The following is a 19,965-nucleotide window of genomic DNA, read 5'->3' on the forward strand; positions in this document are numbered from 1 at the left end:
CCCTTAACGTCAAACGTCCCCATGGCGCAGTCTCCCCAAAATGCAAAAAATCGTAGTCGCTCAAACGTATTGAGCTAACGCTACGACACCTGGGGCGCTTGGGGGAAGAAATTTAACGAAGTGTTAGAAACAATCTGCTTCTGGCGCAGGCGCATGGCGGGCAGCAGTCGACACAGGTTGCCTGCTGCCTCGCCATGTTCCGATCTGTCAGGGTCAGTCCGCAATCACGTCCTGACGCTGCGTGCCCAATCCCTCGATACCAAGCTCGACCACGTCGCCGGCCTTGAGGTATTGCGGCGGCTTCATGCCAAGCCCGACGCCCGGAGGCGTACCGGTGGAAATGACATCGCCGGGGTGCAAGGTCATGAACTGGCTCAGGTAATGCACCAGATGCGCAACGCCGTAGACCATCGTGCTGGTGGAGCCGTCCTGCATCTTTTCGCCATTGACGGTCAGCCACATGCTGAGGTTCTGCGGATCGCCAACCTCGTCCGGTGTCACCAGCCAGGGACCAAGCTGACCAAAGTTGTCGCAGCTCTTGCCCTTGGTCCACTGCCCGGCCCGCTCGATCTGGAAGGCGCGTTCGGAGACATCGTTGGTGACTGCATAGCCCGCGACATAGTCCATTGCCTCCGCTTCGGAGACGTATTTGGCGGGCTTGCCGATAATCACCGCCAGTTCGACCTCCCAATCGGTCTTTTCAGATCCCCGCGGGATGATGATTGGATCGTTCGGGCCGCAAATGGCGGAGCTGGCCTTCATGAAGATCACCGGCTCTGGCGGAACCTCAAGGCCGCTTTCGGCGGCGTGATCCGCGTAGTTCAGACCGATGCAGATGAATTTGCCCGTCTGGCCAACCACCGGACCAAGGCGCGGCTCGCCCGGCACGATCGGCAGCGCGTCTGCATCGGCATCGGCCACCGCTTTCAGACGCTCCGGCGCCAGGTTCGCGCCAGACAGATCATCAATCAGACCGGACAGGTCGCGGATGGTGCCATCCGTGTGCAAGAGGCCGGGTTTTTCTGCGCCCGGAGCGCCATAACGAAGCAGTTTCATAGTCTTGTCCCCAAATTAATCAGATGGTCCATCCGCCATCTATGCAATAGGCTTGGCCCGTTGTGTAGGTCGCACCGGCCAGATAGACGGCGAGATCGGCGATTTCCTGCGCCTGTGCGATGCGCCCCATCGGCTGGCGCGCCACAAAATCTGCACGGGCGGCGTCGTAGTCCCCGGTTGCCGCCAGACGTTCATCCAGCGAGGGCGATTGTACCGTTCCGGGACAGATCGCATTGCACCGGATGCCCTCGGCCACATAGTCCGCGGCGATTGACTTGGTCAGCCCCAGAACCGCCGCCTTTGTCGTGGTGTAGACAAACCTGTTCGGCACGCCCTTGATCGAGGACGCCACCGAGGACATGTTGATGATCGCGCCGGATTTACGCTCTCGCATGCCCGGCAGCACCGCCCGCACCATCCGCACCATCGCCTTGACGTTCAGGTCATAGGCCAGATCAAGTTCCGCGTCGGTGCACTCCAGAACCGTGCCGCCATGCACCACCCCGGCGCAGTTGAACAGCACATCAATCCGCCCGTAGGCCTCGCAGACCTCGGCCACGGACGTCGCGTCCAGCACGTCGAGCCGCGCCGTGGTGCAGCCCGCCAATGTCGCCAGGCCCTCGGCGTTGATGTCGGTGGCCAGCACCTCGGCCCCCGCCTGCACAAACGCCTCGGCGCTGGCGCGGCCAATGCCCTGCGCCGCCGCCGTGACAAGGACCCTCTGGCCCGTCAGATCGACCGTCATCTTCATTCTCCTTCTAGGCAGCTCTTACATCACCGCGCCGATTTGCCAGGGCACGAACTCCACCGCGCCAAAGCCTTGCGCCTCGCTCTTGGTCTGCGCACCAGACGCCACCTTGAGCATCAGATCAAAGATCTCCTGCCCTTTTGCCTCAAGGCTCACCCCCTCCAGAATATCGCCGCAGTTCACGTCCATATCCGGTTCCATCCGCCGCCAGAGATCTGGGTTGGAGGCCAGTTTCAGCGAGGGCACGGGCTGGTACCCCGAAACGCTGCCGCGCCCGGTGGTAAAGGCGATCAAATTCGCACCAGAGGCGATTTGCCCGGTCACCGAACAGGGATCGTAGCCAGGACTGTCCATAAAGACAAAGCCGGGCTGGTCGATCGGTTCGGCAAACTTATAGACCCCGGCCAACGGCGCGCTACCGCCCTTGGCCACTGCCCCAAGCGATTTTTCCAGGATCGTGGTCAGACCGCCGCGCTTGTTCCCCGGCGAGGGATTGTTGTCCATCTCGCCGAAATTGCGGGCTGTGTAGTCTTCCCACCAGTCGATCAGATCGACAATCTTGCGCCCCGTTGGTTCATCCACCGCCCGCCGGGTCAGCAAATGCTCTGCGCCGTAAATCTCTGACGTTTCCGACAGGATCGAAGTGCCGCCATGGCGCACCAGCAGATCCGAGGCCACCCCAAGCGCGGGGTTCGCCGTAATCCCGGAATAGCCGTCGGATCCGCCACATTGCATCCCCAGCACCAAATGGGCAGCCGCGGCAGGTTCGCGCACCGCCTTGTTCGCTTCGGCGGCCAACTCGCGCAGGATGGCGCGCCCCTTGTCAATCGTGGCACGGGTGCCGCCCTGCTGCTGGATGGTCATATATCTGAACCGCGCGCTGTCCTTCAACGCCTTGCGGTCCACCAGATCCGGGATCTGCATCACCTCGCAGCCAAGCCCGATCATCAAGATCGCGCCGAAATTTGCACTATGGCCGTATCCGGCAAGGGTCCGGAACAAGGTTTCATAGCCTTCGCCCTTCCCCGACATGCCGCAGCCAGAGCCGTGCACGATGGGCACGATACCATCGACGTTGGGAAACTCATCCAGCAGGTTTTCCCGCGCCACCGCCTCCGCGATGAAGCGCGCGACGGAACCGGCGCAGTTCACCGAGGTCAGAATGCCGATATAATTCCGCGTCCCGACACGTCCCGAAGGGCGATGGAAGCCGAGAAACTCGGCACGCCCCTCCGGGTCCGGCAGAGCCACCGCCGCCGCCCCGAACTGATAGTCCTGCTTGTGCGCGCCCATCCCGAGGTTGTGAACATGAACATGCGCCCCCGGCGCGATATCCACGAGGGCCGTCCCGATAATCTGGCCATATTTCAGGATGTTTTCGCCAGCGGAGATCGCGCGCAATGCGATCTTATGTCCGGCGGGCACCGCCTCTCGTGCGGTGACGTTGCCGGGCAGCGCCGTCCCGTCGGGCACGGTGCGAAGGGCAACAAGAACGTTGTCTGCGTCATGCAGGCACAGGGCAAAAGGCTGGTCAGTCATGGGCGTGTCTTTCACGGTGTCACAAGCACCTTGATCAGGTGGTCGCGGGAAGCGGCGAGTTCACCAAACCGGTCTGGCAAGACCGAGAGCGGCAGCACATCCGAGGCAATCGCATCGGTCGGAATCAACCCCTGGCGGATGGCGTCCATGACCTGGTCAAAATCCGCCTTCAGCGCATTCCGGCTGCCAATGATCCGGGTCTCCCGCTTGTGGAACTCCGCGTCGGCAAAGGTGATGTTTTCCTTCACCACACTCACAAGCACGCTACTGCCGCCATGCGCCACCAGAGGGAACCCGGCTTCGATCGCCTGGGCATTTCCGGTCGCATCAAAAACCAGATCGAACCCTTCGGCAAGGTCTCCGGTCAGAATGTCATCCCCGACCAGATGGGTCTGGTCAAACCCAAACAGGGACGTGGCCGCCGCCAGTCGCTGGGCGCTGAGGTCCATCAAATGCACCTCTGCCCCGGCGATCCGTGCAAAAAGCGCGGTCCCCAGCCCGATCGGCCCGGCGCCGGTGACCAGCACCTGATCCCCTGCCCCGCAGCCCGAGCGCGACACCGCATGGGCGCCAATGGCCAGAAATTCGACCATCGCGGCCTGCACGGCGGTCAGCCCCGTCGCCGGGTAAAGGTTGCTTTCGGGCACCGCGATCCGGGCGCACATGCCGCCATCGGTGTGCACCCCCAGAACCGCAATGGCGCTGCAGCAGTTGGGCTTGCCGCGCCGACAGGCCCGGCAGGTGCCACAGGAAAGATAGGGGTTTATCACGACCAGCTGCCCAGCATCAGGGCCGTCCACCAGATGGCCGGACAGCTCATGGCCGATCATGCGCGGGTAATTCAGAAACGGGTGTTTGCCTTCAAAGATGTGATAATCCGTGCCGCAGATCCCAATCGCGGCGATATCCACCAGACGCGCACCATCCGGCGCCCGCTGCGGCTTGGGCCGTTCCTCCAGCGCAAAGCTGCCCGGTTCGACACACACACCGCATGTCATGATGTCCTGGGCAAGATCCTTCATTGTGCCACCTCCAGATTGCGGGCGGACCAATCGGTCGGCAGTTCGCCTTTGACGATCAGGCTCAGCACGTCGTCCTTGGTCACCTCGTCAATGCCATGCGCGCCAACCAGACGCCCCTTGTTCATCACCACGATCCGATCACACAGGTCGAACACATCGTGCATATCGTGGCTGACCAGCAGGATCCCGATCCCTTCGGCCTGCAACTGACGAATGAGATCCGCAACCATGGCCGTCTCTGACGGCCCCAGCGCTGCGGTTGGTTCGTCCATGATCAGCACGCGGGTGTCAAAATAGATCGCCCGCGCGATGGCGATCACCTGCCGCTGGCCCCCCGACAGCGACGAGACCGGATCGGACAGGTTCTTGAAATTCGGATTGAGCCGCGCCAGCACCTTGCGGGATTCCTCCAACATGCGGGCATCGTCCAGATTGCCAAAACGGGTTTTCAGTTCGCGGCCCAGAAACAGGTTCGACGGGGCGTCCAGATGGTCCGCAAGCGCCAGCGTTTGATAGATCGTCTCGATCCCGGCATCGCGGGCATCGTTGGGGTCCTCAAAACTGACGGTCTGGCCATTGACGCGGATTTCGCCCGCGCTTGGCGTCATGGCCCCGGCCAGAATGCGCATCAGACAGGATTTCCCGGCGCCATTGTGCCCCAGCACACCAACCACCTCGCCCGGATAAAGATCGAGCGAGACCCTGTCGACGGCCCGCACCCCACCAAAGTGTTTTTCGATACCGGTCATCTCGACCAAGGGTGTTTGCGACATGAGCTGCCTTTCTGCCGTATTGGGTCTGCACATCAATGGGACGAGGGCGTTCATCGAACGCCCTCGCTGTTCGGGCTCAGTACAGAACGTTCTGTGCCTTGTCGGTGTCGATGTTTTCCTGATCGACCAACACCACGCCGGTGTTGATAAAGCTGTCAACCTTCTCGCCTGCGAGAATGTCGATGACCGCGTTCACACCCAATTCCCCCATGGCGAAAGACCCCTGGACCGCTGTGGCCTCCATCAGGCCCTCGCGGACAAACTGCTGCAGGTCCTCGTTGCCGTCAAAGCCCAGCGCCACCAGCTCGCCGGCTTTACCGGCCTGCATGATTGCGCGGCCCATGCCGACTGCGGTTGGTTCGTTCGCCCCGAAAATACCGACCAGATCCGGGTTGGAGGCCAGGATGTCGGTGGTCTGGTTGAGCGCCAGCGCCATCTGGCTCTGCGAGTAGTAGGGCCCGACGATCTCCAGGTTGGAATTCGCCGCCAGATACTCGGAGAAACAGCCAACCCGGCCAATTTCAGAGCCAACACCCGCAACATAGGACATCACGGCGACTTTGCCTTCGGTGCCTGCCTCGGCAATCATCCGCTTTGCGACTTCTTCGCCGGCCGCGCAGTTATCGGTCGACAGGAACGCCTGATAGGTGCCTTTGGCGCTGTCGGTCAGGGCGCTGTCGATGATCACAACCGGGATCCCGCTTTCGAACGCGCGCTTGACAGCCGGGGCAAGTGCCTCGGGGTCCGACGGCGCCAGCACGATGCCGGAAACGCCACGGTTGATCGCGTTTTCGACCATGTTGACCTGATCGGCCACCGCGCTTTCGGTCGCGGGACCGTCAAAGGTAAAGCTGTGCTCGGACTGGGCTTCAATGGCCGCTTGCGCGCCTTTGTTGACGTTCTGCCAGAAATTCGAGCTCGTGGTCTTGACGATAACCGCGATTTCACCGGCCTGGGCCAGCCCTGCGGACAGGGCCATGACCGACGCAAACATTCCAAGTTTAAGGGACCGCATCTCATTTCCTCCTCTGAAGAGATATTGGTTAATCTTGTCTTCTCGTTGACCGGCGCCGCCCTCCGTCTGCGGCGCCGATTTCGTTTTGCGTCAGGGTCGATTGCGGATCTGGTCGATCCAGACCGCCCCAATCACCACTGCGCCAATCACGATCTGCTGGATAAAGGCCGACACCCCGGCCATGTTCAGGCCATTGCGCAGGATGCCGATGATGAACGCGCCAATCATGGTGCCGGACACGGTGCCAACACCGCCCGACAGGGACGCCCCGCCGATGACCGCCGCCGCAATCGCGTCGAGTTCGTACATCACGCCTTCGCTCGGTTGGGCCGTCACCAGACGCGACATCAGGACATTGCCCGCCAGACCTGCCAGCGCCCCCGACATAACGTAAGCGTAGAGCTTGACCTGATCGACCCGGACCCCTGACAAACGCGCCGCTTCCTGGTGCGAGCCGGTGGCATAGATATGACGCCCGATCTGACGACGCGACAACATGTAGGCCGCCGCGATTGCAACCAAAAGCAACAGGATCGCCGGATAGGGAATGCCGGGAAAGATCACTTTGGGGAACCCGTTCGGCTGCATCTCGACGACACGGAACAGGGCGCCATTGCCGAGCCGACCAAAGGCCTCGCCCAGTTGCGAAATCGGGGCCGCCCCTGTCAGTTGCAAGGCAAGGCCCCGCGCCATAAGCATCATGCCCAGCGTTGCCACAAAGGGCGGGATCTTGAGCCGCGTCACCACCAATCCGTTGACCGCCCCGCAGGCAGCCCCGACGACGACTCCGATCGCCATTGCCGGCGCGACCGGCAGGCCGGCCTTGACCGTCATTGCCGTCGCCACGCCCGAAAGCGCCAGAACGGACCCCACCGACAGATCAATGCCGCCGGTGATGATGACCATGGTCATCCCGATCCCCAAAAGACCGATCACCGAGGTCTGCAACAGGATTGTCAGCCCGTTATTGACGGAAAAGAATGCCTGGCTCGCCAGAGAGAACCCAGCGATCAACAGCAACAACGTCAGAAGCGCGGACAAGCGGTGGATTTTGGTTGCATCCGGCATCAGGCCTGCAAGCGGCGTGCTCGTGCGACCCTGAGCAGGTTTTACGGCTTGTGACATACGCCCCCCTTTCGCATGTTTGCATTTAATTATTTAAAACATAAATAGGGGTAGCGCGATTCCTGTCAATGGTTTTTAATAATTCCGTACAAAAACAGAGTCAGCGCCCAATGACGCTCAGGAAGGCAGGCCCATGGCACGCAGCGACACCAGATACCGGGAAGCCTACAATCGGCTCCTTGCCTATTGCGAAACGCTCCCGGTGGAGGCCACGATCCCCTCGGAATCCCGCCTGGCAGAAATCGCCGGCGTCAGCAGAACGGTCATTCGCCGCTGCCTCAGCCGCCTTGAAGGTCTGGAGCTGATTTCCTGGGAAGGGCGCGAGAAACGCCTGTTGCGCGCCCCGCGCGCCGAGGACCGGATCGCCCAGCCAGACGCCAGCCCGGACCGAAGCGATCTGGAACAGCGGTTCCTGGACTGGGTGTTGCGATTCGACGTCCCCGCGAACACGCCGCTTTCCGTGGCGGAACTCTCCCGGACGTTTGAGGTGCCGCAGCACGATCTCAAGGAGTTCCTCGCCGGCCTCAGCCGCTTTGGGCTGGTGCAGCGTCGCCCACAAGGGGGGTGGATTCTCCTCGGCTTCACCAAGGATTTCGCGATTGAACTGTCCGATTTCAGATCGGTGCTAGAGGTCAACGCCGTAACCCAGGTCACCGAAGCGCCGGTCGATCACCCGGTCTGGTCCGACATCCGCCAGTTGCGGGCGGACCATCACGCGCTAAAGGACGCCATTGATACGGATTTCCACGAATTCTCAAAACTCGACGAACGCTTTCATCAGACCATCAATTCGGTGGTGCGAAACCGCTTTATCGCCGAGTTTCAAAAGGTGATCTCGCTGATCTTTCACTACCACTACATGTGGGACAAGACCGAGGAGAAGATCCGCAACGCCGCCGCGATAGACGAACATTTGCAGATCATTGATGCGCTCGAAGCCCGCGATGTGGAGGCCGCCCGCGCGGCGACCCAGCGCCACTTGCGGACCTCCAAAACAACGCTTTTGTCCTCACTGCGCCATCACGATCTGGGCTGATCGCCTCAGCGCCACAGCGCGGCGGCCGCCTCGGGCACCGGCTGCGCCAGCGCCTCCAGATTGCGCAGCAAGGAGGCAGGCTTCGCCGTCCCCAACAGCACCGAGGCCACCGCCGGATGCTGGCGTGCAAACTGAAGCGCCGCCGTTGCCAGTGAAAGGCCATGCTCTGCCGCCTGCGCCTCCAACGCGCCGACCCGGTCGAGGATCTCGCGCGGTGCCGGGCCGTAGTCGTAGGTCGCCCCCGGGGTCGGGCCGGTCGCCAGGATGCCGGAGTTGAAAACACCCCCCAGCACCAGACTGCACCCGGCGGCGCGGCAGGCAGGCACCAGCTCTGCTTCGGCAGACCGATCCAGCAGCGTCAGGCGGCCGGCCAGCAGGATCACATCCAGCGGCCCGGCCTCACGCATCACGTCCAGGCAGACCTCGCACTCATTGACGCCCAGCCCAAAGGCCCGAATGCGCCCCGCGTCGCGCAACCGCCGCAGCTGCGCATAGCCCGACCCCAGGAAATCCTCCATATGGGCCTTGTTTGCCTCGGCCCCATGGGTATAGGCGCCGATATCGTGGACATAGAGAATATCCACATCAGAGCGCCCCAGACGGGCGCAGCTTTGCTCGAAACTCTCCGCGATTCCATCGGCGGAATAGTCATAGCGCACATCATTCTGGGCAGGATTGACATAGCTGTCCGCCTCCGCGATTGGCGCCTTGGCCGGGGACAGGACGCGCCCCACCTTGGTCGAGATCCGCGCCTCCGGATGGCGGGTCAGGAACGCGCCCAGCCGTTGTTCCGACAGGCCGCGCCCATAGTGCGGCGCGGTGTCAAAATACCGTATCCCCCCGTCCCAGGCGGCATCCAGAACGGCTGCGGCCTGCACGTCGCTGACCTCCCGATAGAGGTTTCCGATACTGGCACAGCCAAAGGCAACCTCGGTCACCGAAAGCCCGGTCTGTCCGATCTGGCGTGTCTTCATGATCCATTCCTTTCAAGCGCCGCCTGCAGCATCGGCTTGTCGCCGGTATCGCCCTGCGCCCGGGCCCAATCGACAAAAGCCGCGATGCGACGGTTCAATTTTTCGCTGTGGTTTTGCGCAATATCTTCCAGCTTGTGATCCAGGAACGGGTTGGCGAACCGTTCGCATGTGGCGGCGATATAGGCGGCGATTCCGTCGGCCTCACCCGCCGCCACAAACCCGGGCGCAACTTCGTTGGCGTAGAGGTCGCGCAGCCGGTCTGCGGGTTCCCGGTCTGCCATGACATCGCGCACATAGGTGGCACCGGATCGCCCGCGCGCCATCCAGTCCGAAACCATCCAGGTGTGGCCAAGGTTCAGGACAAACAGCTTTTGCCGCTCAACCGGACCAAGGTCGGAAACCACCTGGATCGAGGGATGTTCGCAGGGCAGCTTCAGCCCCGGCTGATCCTCGATCGCCCAGAGCGCATAGGGCTCCGCAATGGCACCGGCGGGGTGCAGCGGCTCCGACACGATGCGGTCGACCAGGGAATTGACCCAGATCACCTCTGTCATCAGCCATTCGCGATAGGCTGGCTCCATTCCTTTCGCGACCTCCAGCACCAGATCGCGCAGCACGGTGCCATTGTTGCGGACCAGCTCCGTGGGAATCACCTGCACCCCGGCCCCGCCCGCCGCATAGCGCAGTCGCAACAAATGCGCGAGCTTTGCCGGGTAGGACATGCCCAGATCAAAGGTCGCGGCATGGTCCACCGGCTGCGGGCGGAACCCGGCATCGGCTGTGTTTGACAGGATTATCTCGGCCTCATGCGCCACCAGATGCTCCACTTCGGCCAGATCCGCCCCCAGGGACAGGCCGCGATGGATCGCATTGACCCGCCGCAGCTCGTCAATGCGGCGTCCGTCCAGAAGCCCGCGAATCTTGACGTCATACCCCGCCGCAAGCGCCGCCACGCGCCCCGCCCGAGAGGGGTCGCCGCTGGTCTGCACGACAGTCACCGGCCGGGCCTCCGGCGCGGCTTCGGACAAAAACAGGTCCACATGCGCCTGCAGAAAGCGGCTTGTTCCAAATTGCAAAACAGATGGAATTGGCATTGACGATCCTCCCAGTTTGGTTTGTTATTATTTAGAACATATCTGCATGCAAGGAAAATCCGTGATCATCGACGCACATCAGCATTTTTGGCGGATCGACCGGGGGGACTACACCTGGATGGACGACAGCGTGGCCGCCATCCGCCGCGACATCCTGCCGACGGAGCTTTTGCCGCTGGCCACCACAGCGGGCGTCGTGGGCACTGTCGCGGTCCAGGCGGCCCCGACCCTGGCCGAGACGGAATTCCTGCTGGCCCTGTGCCGCGACACGCCCCTGATAAAGGGGGTCGTTGGCTGGATTGATCTGACCGGCGACGTGCCCGCGCAACTGGCGCGCCTGTCCCATCCGATGCTACGCGGTGTGCGGCCGATGCTCCAGGACATCCCGGAAACGGACTGGGTGCTGCGCCCGGACGTTGTGGCCGGTCTGGCCGCAGTTGCCGCAGCGGGGCTGCGGATGGACGCGCTGATCACGCCCCGTCATCTGAACACCATTGACCGGCTGGCACAGCACCTGCCAGAGTTGGCGATCATCGTCGATCATTGCGCCAAGCCGGTGTTTGACGGCACCGACCCCGGCAGCGACTGGCGCAACGGAATAGAGAGACTGGCCCGGCATCCGCAAATCAGCTGCAAACTGTCCGGCTTGGCCAATGAATTTGGCCCAGGCTGGTCCCCAGAGGCGTTGCAGCCAACCTTCGACCATGTGCTGCGCTGCTTTGGCCCGGAGCGGTTGATGTGGGGCAGCGACTGGCCGGTACTGGAGCTGGCCGGGGACTATCCCTCCTGGCTCGACACCGCGCAGAACCTTTGCGCGCCGCTGACGCCAACCGAACGCGAGGCGCTGTTTGGCGGCACCGCCCGACGCCTCTATGACCTAGACCCGAAAGGAACGCAGCCATGAAACGCATGGGCCATGTCATCGGACTGAAAGCCGACCATCTGGAAGAATACAAACGCCTGCATGCCGCCGTTTGGCCCGAGGTGCTGGACCGCCTGCGCCAGTCGCATATCACCAATTATTCGATCTTCCTGCGAGAACCCGAATTGCTGATGTTCAGCTATTGGGAATATACGGGTTCGGATTTCGACGCCGACGCCGCCGCGATCGCGGCGGATCCGGTTACCCAGAAATGGTGGGCCCTCTGTGGCCCGATGCAACAGCCGCTGGACAGTCGCAGCGATGGCGAATGGTGGGCGGGGATGGAGGAGGTTTTTCACCTCCCCTAAGCGTCACATCTGCACCCCGCCCCGCCGCACGCGCCGTTATTCCGGCAGCGCCGGAAGCGCCAGGGTAAACACCGACCCCACGCCCACCTCGGAGCGACAATAAAGACTGCCATTGTGCCGCTCTGCGATCTTCTTGCAGGTGGCCAATCCCAGCCCTGTTCCGTCAAACTCCTGATCCCGGTGCAACCTGTGAAACGGATCAAAGATGCGGTTCAGGGAGTTCGCCTCGATCCCGATCCCATTGTCGGAAAACTCAATCAGCCAATGGGTTTCCGTCTGCCGCGCCGAAATGCGAACTTCCGGCACCTCCGACCGGTTGTATTTGATCCCGTTGCTGACAATGTTCTGGATCAGCTGACCGATTTGCGGCGCGCTGCAATAGATTGTCGGCAATTCGCCAGAAGAAACCAACCGCGCGTTCTGCGCCTTCAGATCCACCATCAGGTTGGCCCGCACCGCGTCAACTTGTAGATTGAGATCAACCACGGCAAAGCGGTTCTGCTCGCCGTCGACCTGGGTGTAGCCTTCAAGCGCGACAATCAGACTGTCGACCCGCTCGGCACCATCAAGAACGAAATCCAGGATTTCGGAATTGTCGGTCAAGACCTCGCCCGGCAAATCCTCGATCAGCCCGTCGATGGCGGTGCGGATCGAACGAAGCGGCGATCTGAGATCATGCACAAGCACATGGGCGAAGGATTGCAGGCTCTCCTGTTGCTCGCGTATCTTGCGCCGCATTTCGGTGCGCTCCGTCGCGTTGACAATCGCGCGCTGCAGGTTGTCTGCAGTGATCATACTCTTTGACAGGTAATCCTGGGCGCCCAGCTTCATCGCCTCAACCGCGATATGTTCGCTTCCGTAGCCTGTGATCATCACCACGGCCAGATCCGGGTTGATCGAAAAAATGCCCGACAGCGCCTTGAGACCATCCCGTCCGGGCAGCGAATAATCGAGCAACACACAATTGATATGCCGCAATTCGTGAAGCCGCATCAGGCAGCTGGCCTCATCAGAGGCCTCATAGGTTGCGATTTCCTCCCCCGGGAACTCCGCCAGGGTTCTGCGAAGCACTTCGCGATCTTCAGGACTGTCGTCCACGATAAGAATGCTGACCGACATTTTTCTCACCGCTCCTTTGGCAAAAGCGCAAATTGAAACCAATATTCCTGAAGCCGTGTCATGGCTTCGGTAAATTCAGTCCAGGAAACGGGTTTTTGCACATAGGTATTTGCACCGGCGCGATAGCACCCTTCGACATCCTCCTGCTCGGAAGAGGTTGTCATGACCACAACAGGAATTTTCTTCAGGTCATCCTGTCCCTTGATCCGTTTCAACAGTTTCAACCCGTCCAGCCCCGGCATATTCAGATCGAGCAGGATCAAACCCGGCAAGGCCCGCAGGTTCAACCCTGAAAACGGCTCCTCCCCCCGCAGATATGCCCAGGCCTCCAACCCGTCCCGGCATCGCTGGATGGGGTTCGCGAGGGTAGTGTTTTTCGAAAGCGCCCGCTCCGTTGCTTCAAAATCGTCCTCATTGTCCTCAATGATCAAAATATCCTGCACAGCTGCGTAATCAGACAACATGGGTCTCCCGAAAAATCAGGCTTTCGGCGGCCGTTTTGGCCTCTCCCCTGCCCGTGAATGTGAAATAAAAGGTGCTGCCCTGCCCTGGCGCCGACACCACCTGGATGACGCCACCGTTGCTTTCGATGACCTTCTTGACAAATGCCAGTCCGGCCCCCGTGCTGGTGCCATAGGCCTCCCGTTGATTGAGCCGTTTGAACATTCTGAAAATTTCGCTGTGAAATTCGGGATCAATTCCTATGCCATTGTCCCTGACGTAAAAAACCTCGTGGATCTGGCGGCCCTTGACCACGACATCCTCCTGATAGCCGATCAGGATGCGTTTTTCGTCGGCATCGCTATAGGTCAGCGCATTCACGATCAGATTTCTCAGAACGGTGGCGACTTCGGATGGGTTGGCATGGATCGACGGCAGCGGCGTCTCGATCTCGATCCGGGCGTTTTCCTCGTCCAGCGCCTCGCCAAGCGAGGACACGATGTCATCGATGATCTCCTTGGGGTCAACGGTTTCGCGTGCGGCCGCCCCCCCCAGCCGGGAGTATTTCAGAAGGGTCGCAATCAGCACATCCATTTGCCCGCATAATTCCTGCATCCGATCCAGGCGGCGGCGGGCATCCGGGCCCAGCGCGTCACCGTGATCCTCGATCAGGAACCTGGCCTGATTGGCAATGCCCCGCATTGGCGCCTTGAGGTCATGAGAGGCGATATGCGCGAACTCGCTCAGTTTGTCGCGCGCTTCTGTCGCCTCCATCACCTTGCGCTCCTGCAGGGCCACCTCCGCGACGGATCGTGCCATTTCGATCCGGCTGGGCATCGTCAAGAAGTTCGGCAGCAACCGCGCCAGTTGAATGGCGGTGTAGATCGAGACCGCCGCCGTCGCCACCTTGATCACGCCTTGGAGACCATAGGCCGGCACCCAAAGCGTCAAAAGCCCGGCCAGATGGCTCAGGGCGCAGGCGGTGATAAAGGCGGCGAACAGGCGCGCGACCTTGGGATGCAACAGATCCGGGCGCAGCTTCACCGCCTTCAGGATGATGACAGGAATGGTAAAATAAGCGGCGGCAATCAGGAAATCGGAAACCCCGTGCATGACCAGTAAATCAGGTCGCCAAAGCAAACAGACCGCATGCGGAACGAACTGGGCCGCGCTGAAAAGCTCAATAATGTAATCCAGCATTGTACCAGCTCCGACTTGCGACAGACCTACAATGACCGAAAGTATATGTGAAAGGAATTAGGAATGCGTTGATCGCCTTCGTAAAATACGAAGATTGCCCGGTCCATTCAGGAACATAGCCGACAAGCCCTTGCAAAGGTTCAGGGATTTTTCATCGCTTCGGTTTTGGTCCGAACGCTCCGCCGCGCCCGGAAAATAAATTGCTGTGAAAATAGCCGTGTGTTTTTACGATAATTTTGCAATTTGGAGAAACCGGCGGAATTAAAAACCGGCGCTTTGGCCGCGATTTAATTCCGCCGGGTTGAAAAATGGCCTCAGCTCGGAGCCTCCTCGGCCGTCTCAAACCGGCTCACCATGCGCCAGTTCTGTGGTAGATGGCGGACCTCACCGGTCACTTCAACTTTTGCGTGCAAGTGGATGTTCGCACTGGACTCCCCGATCATCAGATCAAACATGCCGGGTTCGACGATCCGGCGGCCGTCGCGACCGGTAAAATTCAGCATGTCGGTGGGCAGCGCAATTTGCACCTTTCGGGCCGCGCCCGGCTCTAGGTGCACGCGACCAAAGGCTTTCAGCTCCTTGACAGGCCTGACAACCGACGCCAGCCGATCCCGCATATAAAGCTGCGGCACCGCGACACCGGCCCGGCTGCCGGTGTTGCGGATCGTAAAGGTCATCGTCACGTCGCCCGTCTCGATCGCCACCTGATCCGCCGCCAGCGCCAGATCGGAATACGCGAAGGAGGTGTAGCTGAGACCATGCCCAAAGGGATAGCGGCTGCCGAAATGGCGCGCGACAGGGGTGCCCGAGCTTTTGAACTTGTGGTTGTAGAAATAGGGCACCGCCCCGGCGCTGCGCGGCACCGACAGGGTCAGGCGACCCGAAGGCTCCACCGCCCCAGTCAGCACATCGGCCAGCGCCCGTCCGCCCTCCTGACCGCTGAAGTAGGTCATGACCTGCGCCGCGATCTTGTGCTCCTGCCCGCCGAGGTTGTAGGGCCGCCCACTGCTCAGGACCACCACGACCGGGGTGCCGGTCGCCACGATGGCGTCCAGCAATGCTTGTTGCAGGCCCGGTAAATCCAGAGTGTCCACATCGGAGCCTTCGCCGACGGTGCCGGTCTGAAAGATCCCCGACAGATCCCCGACACAGACGATGGCAACATCGGCGTCCTGGGCGCAGGCCACCGCCGCGTCGAACATGTCCCGCCGTGTCGAGTAGCGCTCAGCGATATCAAGGCTGGTGTTATCTTCTACGTCGCCGGGAAAGACCGGCGCCCCTGCGGATCGCTCGTCAAAGATATTGCAGCCCCGCGCATAACGGACCCGCCCCGGACAGGCGGCACGCAGACCCGCCAGTGGGGTGACCACCTGATCCGTATCGTCGGTCTGATCGGTGTTGATCAGATGCACCGGAAAACTGTAATCGCCCAGCAGCGCCAGCGGATCATCCGCCGTCGGGCCGATCACCGCCAGCCGTGCCTCGGGCGAGAGCGGCAGAACCCCGGTGTTGTCGAGGAGAGTGATCGACTGCTCCGCCACAGTGCGCGCCACCGCCACGGCCTTGGAACTTTGCAGCACGACGGCGCCCTCGTTGGCATAGGGGGCTTCGAACAGGCCGACCCGGAATTTTTCCCGCAGATGGCGGCGCACCGCCTCGTCAATGGTCGCAAGGTCAATCAGCCCCCGCGCCAGCGCCGCCTTCAGATGCGGGGCACAGTCGTCGGCGGGCAGTTCCACATCCAATCCGGCGCCAAAGGCAAGTGCGGCCGCCTCTGCCGCATCCGCTGCCACACCATGATGGGTATGAAGCAGGGTGATGCCGATGTAATCCGCCACAATGATCCCGTCGAACCCCCATTGGTGCCGCAGGACCTCGGTTAGCAGGTGGCGCGATGCATGCAGCGGTTCATTGTCGATATCGTGGTAGGCCGGCATGATTGACCCGGCATTGGCCAGCTTGACCGCCATTTCAAACGGCAGCATGAAATCGTCGTTCAGCGCCCGCCACCCGAGGTGCACGGGCGCATGGTTGCGCCCGCCCTCGCTGAAGGAATGGCCCACGTAATGCTTGAGCGTCGCCAGCAGATCGCGCTTTTCACCCTGAAGACCGCGCACATAGGCGGTGGCCATGAGGCCGGTCAGATAGGGATCCTCGCCAAAAGTCTCCTCCGTCCGGCCCCAGCGCGCATCGCGCGCCACATCCAGCACCGGTGCCAAGCCCTGCCGACAGCCAATCGCCCGCAGCTCCGCGCCGATCTCCGTCCCGACCTGTTCGATCAGATCGGTGTTCCATGTGGCGCCAAACGCGAGCGAGGAGGGAAACATCGTCGCCCCCCGCACCATCGCCCCGGACAGGCATTCCTCGTGCGACAACACTGGAATGCCAAGCCGCGTCTCCTCGACCATGAATTTCTGTAGCTGATTCAGCGCCCGCAGGCCTCGGTCCGGATCAATCGCGCGGGTTCCAAGCGGGCGCGTCACCTGCCCCAGGCCATCGCGCAGCCGGTCCAGCACAGATTCATGCGCTGCGCCACCGGCGAAACTGTCCGCCCGCACCCGATGATTGCCGTGCTCGTCCAGCACCAGCCAGATCGCGTGCAGCTGGGCGATTTTCTCGTCCAGCGTCATCCGCGACAGCAGATCCTCCACGCGGGTCTCAAGCGGGGTGTCGGGGTTTTTATAGGGCTCGGTCATGACAGGATACCTTCTTGAGTGTGAGGCCACGCGCCCGGCGCGCGCCGTCAGGGCGCGGGCTCCGCGACCAGCGACAACGCCCCGGAGGCCTGTCGCCGGCCACCGCCAGACCGCCGTTCAGAACAGGGGCGCGACTGGCTCCTCCACAGTCTGCCCCCGGTGCGTGAATTCTGTTGATGGGTCAACTTTACCGGTATATATACCTTATTTATCGGTAAACTAAAATTCCTGTCAATTGCCATTCTGGGCCGGCGCAGGATCATCCAGCGGCCTTTGATCCGGCCAACTGTGATCCTGTTCCCTGGACGTGCCGCGCATATTTCGAAAAGGTGGGACCATGACCAACCGCATCAAAGACGACGCCCCCCTCGCCGCCAGCCACCGCGACGCGGGCGCTGTGCCGGCAGCCGCGCCCGCCCGCGTCACCCTCGCGGATATCGCCCGGGCGGCCGGGGTCAGCCGGATGACGGTCTCCAACGCGCTCAACAACCGGACCGGCGTGTCGCGCGAGATGCGCAAAACGATCCAGCATGTCGCCAAGGACCTCGGCTATGTCACCAACTGGGCCGCCAAGAAACTCTCCGACACGCGCTCCAACGCCGAAAGTGGCATCGTCGGGGTCATCGCGGAACTTCATACGCCCTATATGGCTGAAATCGCCGGGGCGATCAGCAGCGCGGTGCGCGATTGTCACCGCGATATGCTGGTCTACTCGCTGCCGGAACCGGGGCGCGACCTGCCCGGCAACGTGCTCGACCTGCTGTTGGATTCCGTCGATGGGGTGATCTCTGTTCTGCCGCGAGAATCCATCGACCTGCCCGCCCTGATCCAGGCCCGGGTGCCGGTGGTCGCGGTTGACCCGCTTGCAATTGACGATGCCGTGCCCTGGGTGGCTGGCGACAACTATCAGGGGGCGCAACTGGCCGTGCGGCATCTGATCGCGTTGGGACATCGCGAAATCGCCTTTCTTGCGGGCGAGGACGACCGGTATTCCGCCCGCGAGCGACTGCGCGCCTTTCGCGACACCATGGCAGAGGCCGGGCTGGAGGTGCGCGCCGACCGGATCATCGACGCAAAATTCCTGCAGGAGCTGGGGCGCTCCGGCACCGAAAACCTGCTGCAGAGCCAGACCCCGCCCACCGCGATTTTCGCCGCAAACGATGTGAGCGCCCTGGGGGCGATGACCGCAATACAGGCGGCAGGATTGTCCGTGCCGCACGACATTTCGCTGATCGGGTTTGACGATCTGCCGTTGGCCCGACAGATGTTGCCCGGCCTTACGACAATCCGGCAGCCCTATCCCGAAATTGGCAGGGCTGCGGTCCGGCTCTTATTTGAAATCAAGGCGATGGGGGGACAGACGCCCCCGCCCGGAAAACACATCCTGTTGCCGGTGTGGCTGATCGAACGCGGCTCCACCGCCCGTTTGCAGCCGTCAAAGCCGCGCTAGGGCCGGCCATCGGCAAGATCCCGACCGCTGCGCCGCACAGCGCGACATTCGCGTGACTTTGCCCTCTTGGATATGATTAGCTGCAGCCATTGAGGTGCAGGCACAGAAGGTGGATCATGGCGATAAACAGACGGCAGTTCGGCGCTGCGGCGCTTGCCTTTGGCGTGGCGGGGTGCAGTGGCGGGCCATCCACCGGACCGCAAGGCACGGCCCCCTCCCCCCTGCCCGACGATCTGCGCCCGGCCCGCAATGCCGGATACGCCTCATGGGTGGCGAAGTTCCGCAGTCGCGCCCGCGCGCAGGGGTTTTCCGACGCGCTTCTGGACAGTGCGTTTCGCGGCGCCGGCTATCTGCCCGGCGCGGTCACCCGCGACCGGAACCAGACGGAATTCACCCGAACACTCGAGGATTATCTCTCTATCGCCGTCTCGGACGAACGCGTCAGCAAGGGCCGCGCGGCCTTTGCCCGCCACCGCACCACGCTGGCTGCGGTCGAACGCAAATACGGCGTGCCTGCCCAAATCGTTACCGCCATCTGGGGGCTGGAAAGCTTTTATGGCGAGCGGCGCGGCAATGTGCCGGTGATTTCAGCCACCTCCACCCTGGCCTATGACGGTCGCCGCGGGCAGTTCTTCGAAAGCCAGCTGATCGCAGCACTCAAGATCCTCGCGCGGGGCGATGTGACAGCGCGTGCCATGACCGGAAGCTGGGCCGGTGCGATGGGGCATACGCAGTTCATCCCAACCTCCTACCTCGCCTATGCTGTTGATTTCACAGGGGACGGACGGCGCGACATCTGGTCGGAGGATCCCAGCGATTCGCTGGCGTCGACTGCGGCTTACCTGTCTCGGAATGGCTGGCAAAGCGGGCTCAACTGGGGGGGCGAGGTCGAGGCGACCACGCCCGCGACCGGTGTCATTCAACCCCAGCCGGGGGGACCGCGCTTTTACACCACCGGTAATTTCCGCGCCATCAAACGCTATAACAACTCCGATTCCTATGCGATTGGCGTCGGCCATCTGGCAGATCGCATTGCGGGTGGGCCGCCGCTTCGCGCGGGGTTCCCGCCTGATCGCTACGGGCTGACCAAGGACGACCGCATCGCCCTGCAGCAGGGGTTGACCGCAAACGGGTTCGACATCGGCCACGCGGACGGCGTGATCGGGCCAAAGACCCGCGAGGCAATCAGCGCCTTTCAAAACCGCAAAGGTCTGCCCGTGACCGGAGATCCGTCACTGGCCCTGCTGCGCCAGCTTTCCTAGGCGCAGCCCCCGTCCGGTCTGAATTTCCGCTTTAGCGGAGGTTTCCGCAATTCTACTGGAAGTGGCCAATATAACGGACGCTTCATAGGCGATGCCTCCGGGCCTGGGGCATTGCCCCGGACCGGCGTCCGCTCCCCCCAACACGCCCCCACTGCTCTCGCTATCCTCGCGGCCCGCAGTGGCGG

The 19,965-nt window shown here is 62.0% G+C and carries 18 protein-coding genes; 5 read left to right on the forward strand and 13 right to left on the reverse strand.

Features of this window, described 5'->3' with window-relative positions:
- Positions 1-213 precede the first annotated feature (213 nt).
- The 7 genes from TRIHO_RS11005 to TRIHO_RS11035 form a co-directional block, all read right to left on the reverse strand.
- On the reverse strand, positions 214-1,056 hold the full coding sequence (locus TRIHO_RS11005) for a fumarylacetoacetate hydrolase family protein (protein ID WP_068243214.1): 843 nt from the start codon (positions 1,054-1,056) through the stop codon (positions 214-216).
- Positions 1,057-1,075: 19 nt separating this feature from the next.
- Positions 1,076-1,807: an SDR family oxidoreductase gene (locus TRIHO_RS11010; RefSeq protein ID WP_207498675.1), complete on the reverse strand. Its 732-nt coding sequence runs from the start codon at positions 1,805-1,807 to the stop codon at positions 1,076-1,078.
- Between the two features lie 18 nt (positions 1,808-1,825).
- A complete protein-coding gene (locus TRIHO_RS11015; RefSeq protein WP_068243217.1) occupies positions 1,826-3,343 on the reverse strand; it encodes a UxaA family hydrolase in 1,518 nt (505 codons plus the stop codon).
- An 11-nt stretch (positions 3,344-3,354) separates the two neighbouring features.
- A complete protein-coding gene (locus TRIHO_RS11020; protein WP_068243220.1) occupies positions 3,355-4,365 on the reverse strand; it encodes a zinc-binding alcohol dehydrogenase family protein in 1,011 nt (336 codons plus the stop codon).
- On the reverse strand, positions 4,362-5,138 hold the full coding sequence (locus TRIHO_RS11025; protein ID WP_068243223.1) for an ATP-binding cassette domain-containing protein: 777 nt from the start codon (positions 5,136-5,138) through the stop codon (positions 4,362-4,364). The genes TRIHO_RS11020 and TRIHO_RS11025 overlap by 4 nt, the downstream gene beginning before the upstream one ends.
- Before the next feature lie 76 nt (positions 5,139-5,214).
- The gene (locus TRIHO_RS11030) at positions 5,215-6,153 is read right to left on the reverse strand and encodes an ABC transporter substrate-binding protein (protein ID WP_068243226.1); all 939 of its coding nucleotides are present in this window, start codon (positions 6,151-6,153) and stop codon (positions 5,215-5,217) included.
- A gap of 90 nt (positions 6,154-6,243) precedes the next feature.
- Positions 6,244-7,278, reverse strand: a complete 1,035-nt coding sequence (locus TRIHO_RS11035; RefSeq protein WP_082705108.1) for an ABC transporter permease — start codon at positions 7,276-7,278, stop codon at positions 6,244-6,246.
- A gap of 133 nt (positions 7,279-7,411) precedes the next feature.
- Between TRIHO_RS11035 and TRIHO_RS11040 the strand changes: the two genes are divergently transcribed.
- Entirely contained in the window at positions 7,412-8,314 is a 903-nt protein-coding gene (locus TRIHO_RS11040) for a GntR family transcriptional regulator (RefSeq protein WP_068243232.1), read from the forward strand.
- Between the two features lie 5 nt (positions 8,315-8,319).
- Here the strand turns inward: TRIHO_RS11040 and TRIHO_RS11045 are convergent, their stop codons facing one another.
- A complete protein-coding gene (locus TRIHO_RS11045; protein ID WP_068243235.1) occupies positions 8,320-9,288 on the reverse strand; it encodes an aldo/keto reductase in 969 nt (322 codons plus the stop codon).
- Positions 9,285-10,382 (reverse strand): mannitol dehydrogenase family protein, encoded by a 1,098-nt coding sequence (locus tag TRIHO_RS11050; protein ID WP_068243238.1) that lies wholly within the window; start codon positions 10,380-10,382, stop codon positions 9,285-9,287. The genes TRIHO_RS11045 and TRIHO_RS11050 overlap by 4 nt, the downstream gene beginning before the upstream one ends.
- Before the next feature lie 61 nt (positions 10,383-10,443).
- Here TRIHO_RS11050 and TRIHO_RS11055 point away from each other — a divergent pair, with 61 nt between their 5' ends.
- Both TRIHO_RS11055 and TRIHO_RS11060 read left to right on the forward strand, forming a co-directional pair.
- A complete protein-coding gene (locus tag TRIHO_RS11055; protein ID WP_068243241.1) occupies positions 10,444-11,286 on the forward strand; it encodes an amidohydrolase family protein in 843 nt (280 codons plus the stop codon).
- Positions 11,283-11,612: an L-rhamnose mutarotase gene (locus TRIHO_RS11060; protein ID WP_068243244.1), complete on the forward strand. Its 330-nt coding sequence runs from the start codon at positions 11,283-11,285 to the stop codon at positions 11,610-11,612. Before TRIHO_RS11055 ends, TRIHO_RS11060 begins: the two co-directional genes overlap by 4 nt.
- 36 nt (positions 11,613-11,648) lie before the next feature.
- Here the strand turns inward: TRIHO_RS11060 and TRIHO_RS11065 are convergent, their stop codons facing one another.
- From TRIHO_RS11065 to TRIHO_RS11080, 4 genes are all read right to left on the reverse strand, one after another.
- Entirely contained in the window at positions 11,649-12,731 is a 1,083-nt protein-coding gene (locus tag TRIHO_RS11065) for a sensor histidine kinase (protein WP_068243247.1), read from the reverse strand.
- 5 nt (positions 12,732-12,736) lie between these two features.
- Entirely contained in the window at positions 12,737-13,195 is a 459-nt protein-coding gene (locus TRIHO_RS11070) for a response regulator (protein WP_068243250.1), read from the reverse strand.
- A complete protein-coding gene (locus TRIHO_RS11075) occupies positions 13,185-14,372 on the reverse strand; it encodes a sensor histidine kinase (protein ID WP_068243254.1) in 1,188 nt (395 codons plus the stop codon). Before TRIHO_RS11075 ends, TRIHO_RS11070 begins: the two co-directional genes overlap by 11 nt.
- A 314-nt stretch (positions 14,373-14,686) precedes the next feature.
- Positions 14,687-17,068, reverse strand: coding sequence for a glycoside hydrolase family 3 N-terminal domain-containing protein (locus TRIHO_RS11080; protein WP_068243256.1), 2,382 nt, complete (start codon positions 17,066-17,068; stop codon positions 14,687-14,689).
- A gap of 337 nt (positions 17,069-17,405) precedes the next feature.
- On the opposite strand from TRIHO_RS11080, the gene TRIHO_RS11085 reads away from it, so the two are divergent.
- Positions 17,406-18,518, forward strand: coding sequence for a LacI family DNA-binding transcriptional regulator (locus TRIHO_RS11085; RefSeq protein ID WP_082705109.1), 1,113 nt, complete (start codon positions 17,406-17,408; stop codon positions 18,516-18,518).
- 116 nt (positions 18,519-18,634) lie between these two features.
- Positions 18,635-19,780, forward strand: a complete 1,146-nt coding sequence (locus TRIHO_RS11090) for a lytic murein transglycosylase (RefSeq protein WP_068243259.1) — start codon at positions 18,635-18,637, stop codon at positions 19,778-19,780.
- Positions 19,781-19,965 lie beyond the last annotated feature (185 nt).

This window comes from Tritonibacter horizontis, from assembly GCF_001518015.1.
Classification (GTDB): Bacteria; Pseudomonadota; Alphaproteobacteria; order Rhodobacterales; family Rhodobacteraceae; genus Epibacterium; species Epibacterium horizontis.

Excerpts from the sequence above, each read along its gene's own strand:
- TRIHO_RS11005 (WP_068243214.1), bottom strand. The coding sequence starts at position 1,056 with ATGAAACTGCTTCGTTATGGCGCTCCGGGCGCAGAAAAACCCGGCCTC.
- TRIHO_RS11010 (WP_207498675.1), bottom strand. The coding sequence starts at position 1,807 with ATGAAGATGACGGTCGATCTGACGGGCCAGAGGGTCCTTGTCACGGCG.
- TRIHO_RS11015 (WP_068243217.1), bottom strand. The coding sequence starts at position 3,343 with ATGACTGACCAGCCTTTTGCCCTGTGCCTGCATGACGCAGACAACGTT.
- TRIHO_RS11020 (WP_068243220.1), bottom strand. The coding sequence starts at position 4,365 with ATGAAGGATCTTGCCCAGGACATCATGACATGCGGTGTGTGTGTCGAA.
- TRIHO_RS11025 (WP_068243223.1), bottom strand. The coding sequence starts at position 5,138 with ATGTCGCAAACACCCTTGGTCGAGATGACCGGTATCGAAAAACACTTT.
- TRIHO_RS11030 (WP_068243226.1), bottom strand. The coding sequence starts at position 6,153 with ATGCGGTCCCTTAAACTTGGAATGTTTGCGTCGGTCATGGCCCTGTCC.
- TRIHO_RS11035 (WP_082705108.1), bottom strand. The coding sequence starts at position 7,278 with ATGTCACAAGCCGTAAAACCTGCTCAGGGTCGCACGAGCACGCCGCTT.
- TRIHO_RS11040 (WP_068243232.1), top strand. The coding sequence starts at position 7,412 with ATGGCACGCAGCGACACCAGATACCGGGAAGCCTACAATCGGCTCCTT.
- TRIHO_RS11045 (WP_068243235.1), bottom strand. The coding sequence starts at position 9,288 with ATGAAGACACGCCAGATCGGACAGACCGGGCTTTCGGTGACCGAGGTT.
- TRIHO_RS11050 (WP_068243238.1), bottom strand. The coding sequence starts at position 10,382 with ATGCCAATTCCATCTGTTTTGCAATTTGGAACAAGCCGCTTTCTGCAG.
- TRIHO_RS11060 (WP_068243244.1), top strand. The coding sequence starts at position 11,283 with ATGAAACGCATGGGCCATGTCATCGGACTGAAAGCCGACCATCTGGAA.
- TRIHO_RS11065 (WP_068243247.1), bottom strand. The coding sequence starts at position 12,731 with ATGTCGGTCAGCATTCTTATCGTGGACGACAGTCCTGAAGATCGCGAA.
- TRIHO_RS11070 (WP_068243250.1), bottom strand. The coding sequence starts at position 13,195 with ATGTTGTCTGATTACGCAGCTGTGCAGGATATTTTGATCATTGAGGAC.
- TRIHO_RS11075 (WP_068243254.1), bottom strand. The coding sequence starts at position 14,372 with ATGCTGGATTACATTATTGAGCTTTTCAGCGCGGCCCAGTTCGTTCCG.
- TRIHO_RS11080 (WP_068243256.1), bottom strand. The coding sequence starts at position 17,068 with ATGACCGAGCCCTATAAAAACCCCGACACCCCGCTTGAGACCCGCGTG.
- TRIHO_RS11085 (WP_082705109.1), top strand. The coding sequence starts at position 17,406 with ATGACCAACCGCATCAAAGACGACGCCCCCCTCGCCGCCAGCCACCGC.
- TRIHO_RS11090 (WP_068243259.1), top strand. The coding sequence starts at position 18,635 with ATGGCGATAAACAGACGGCAGTTCGGCGCTGCGGCGCTTGCCTTTGGC.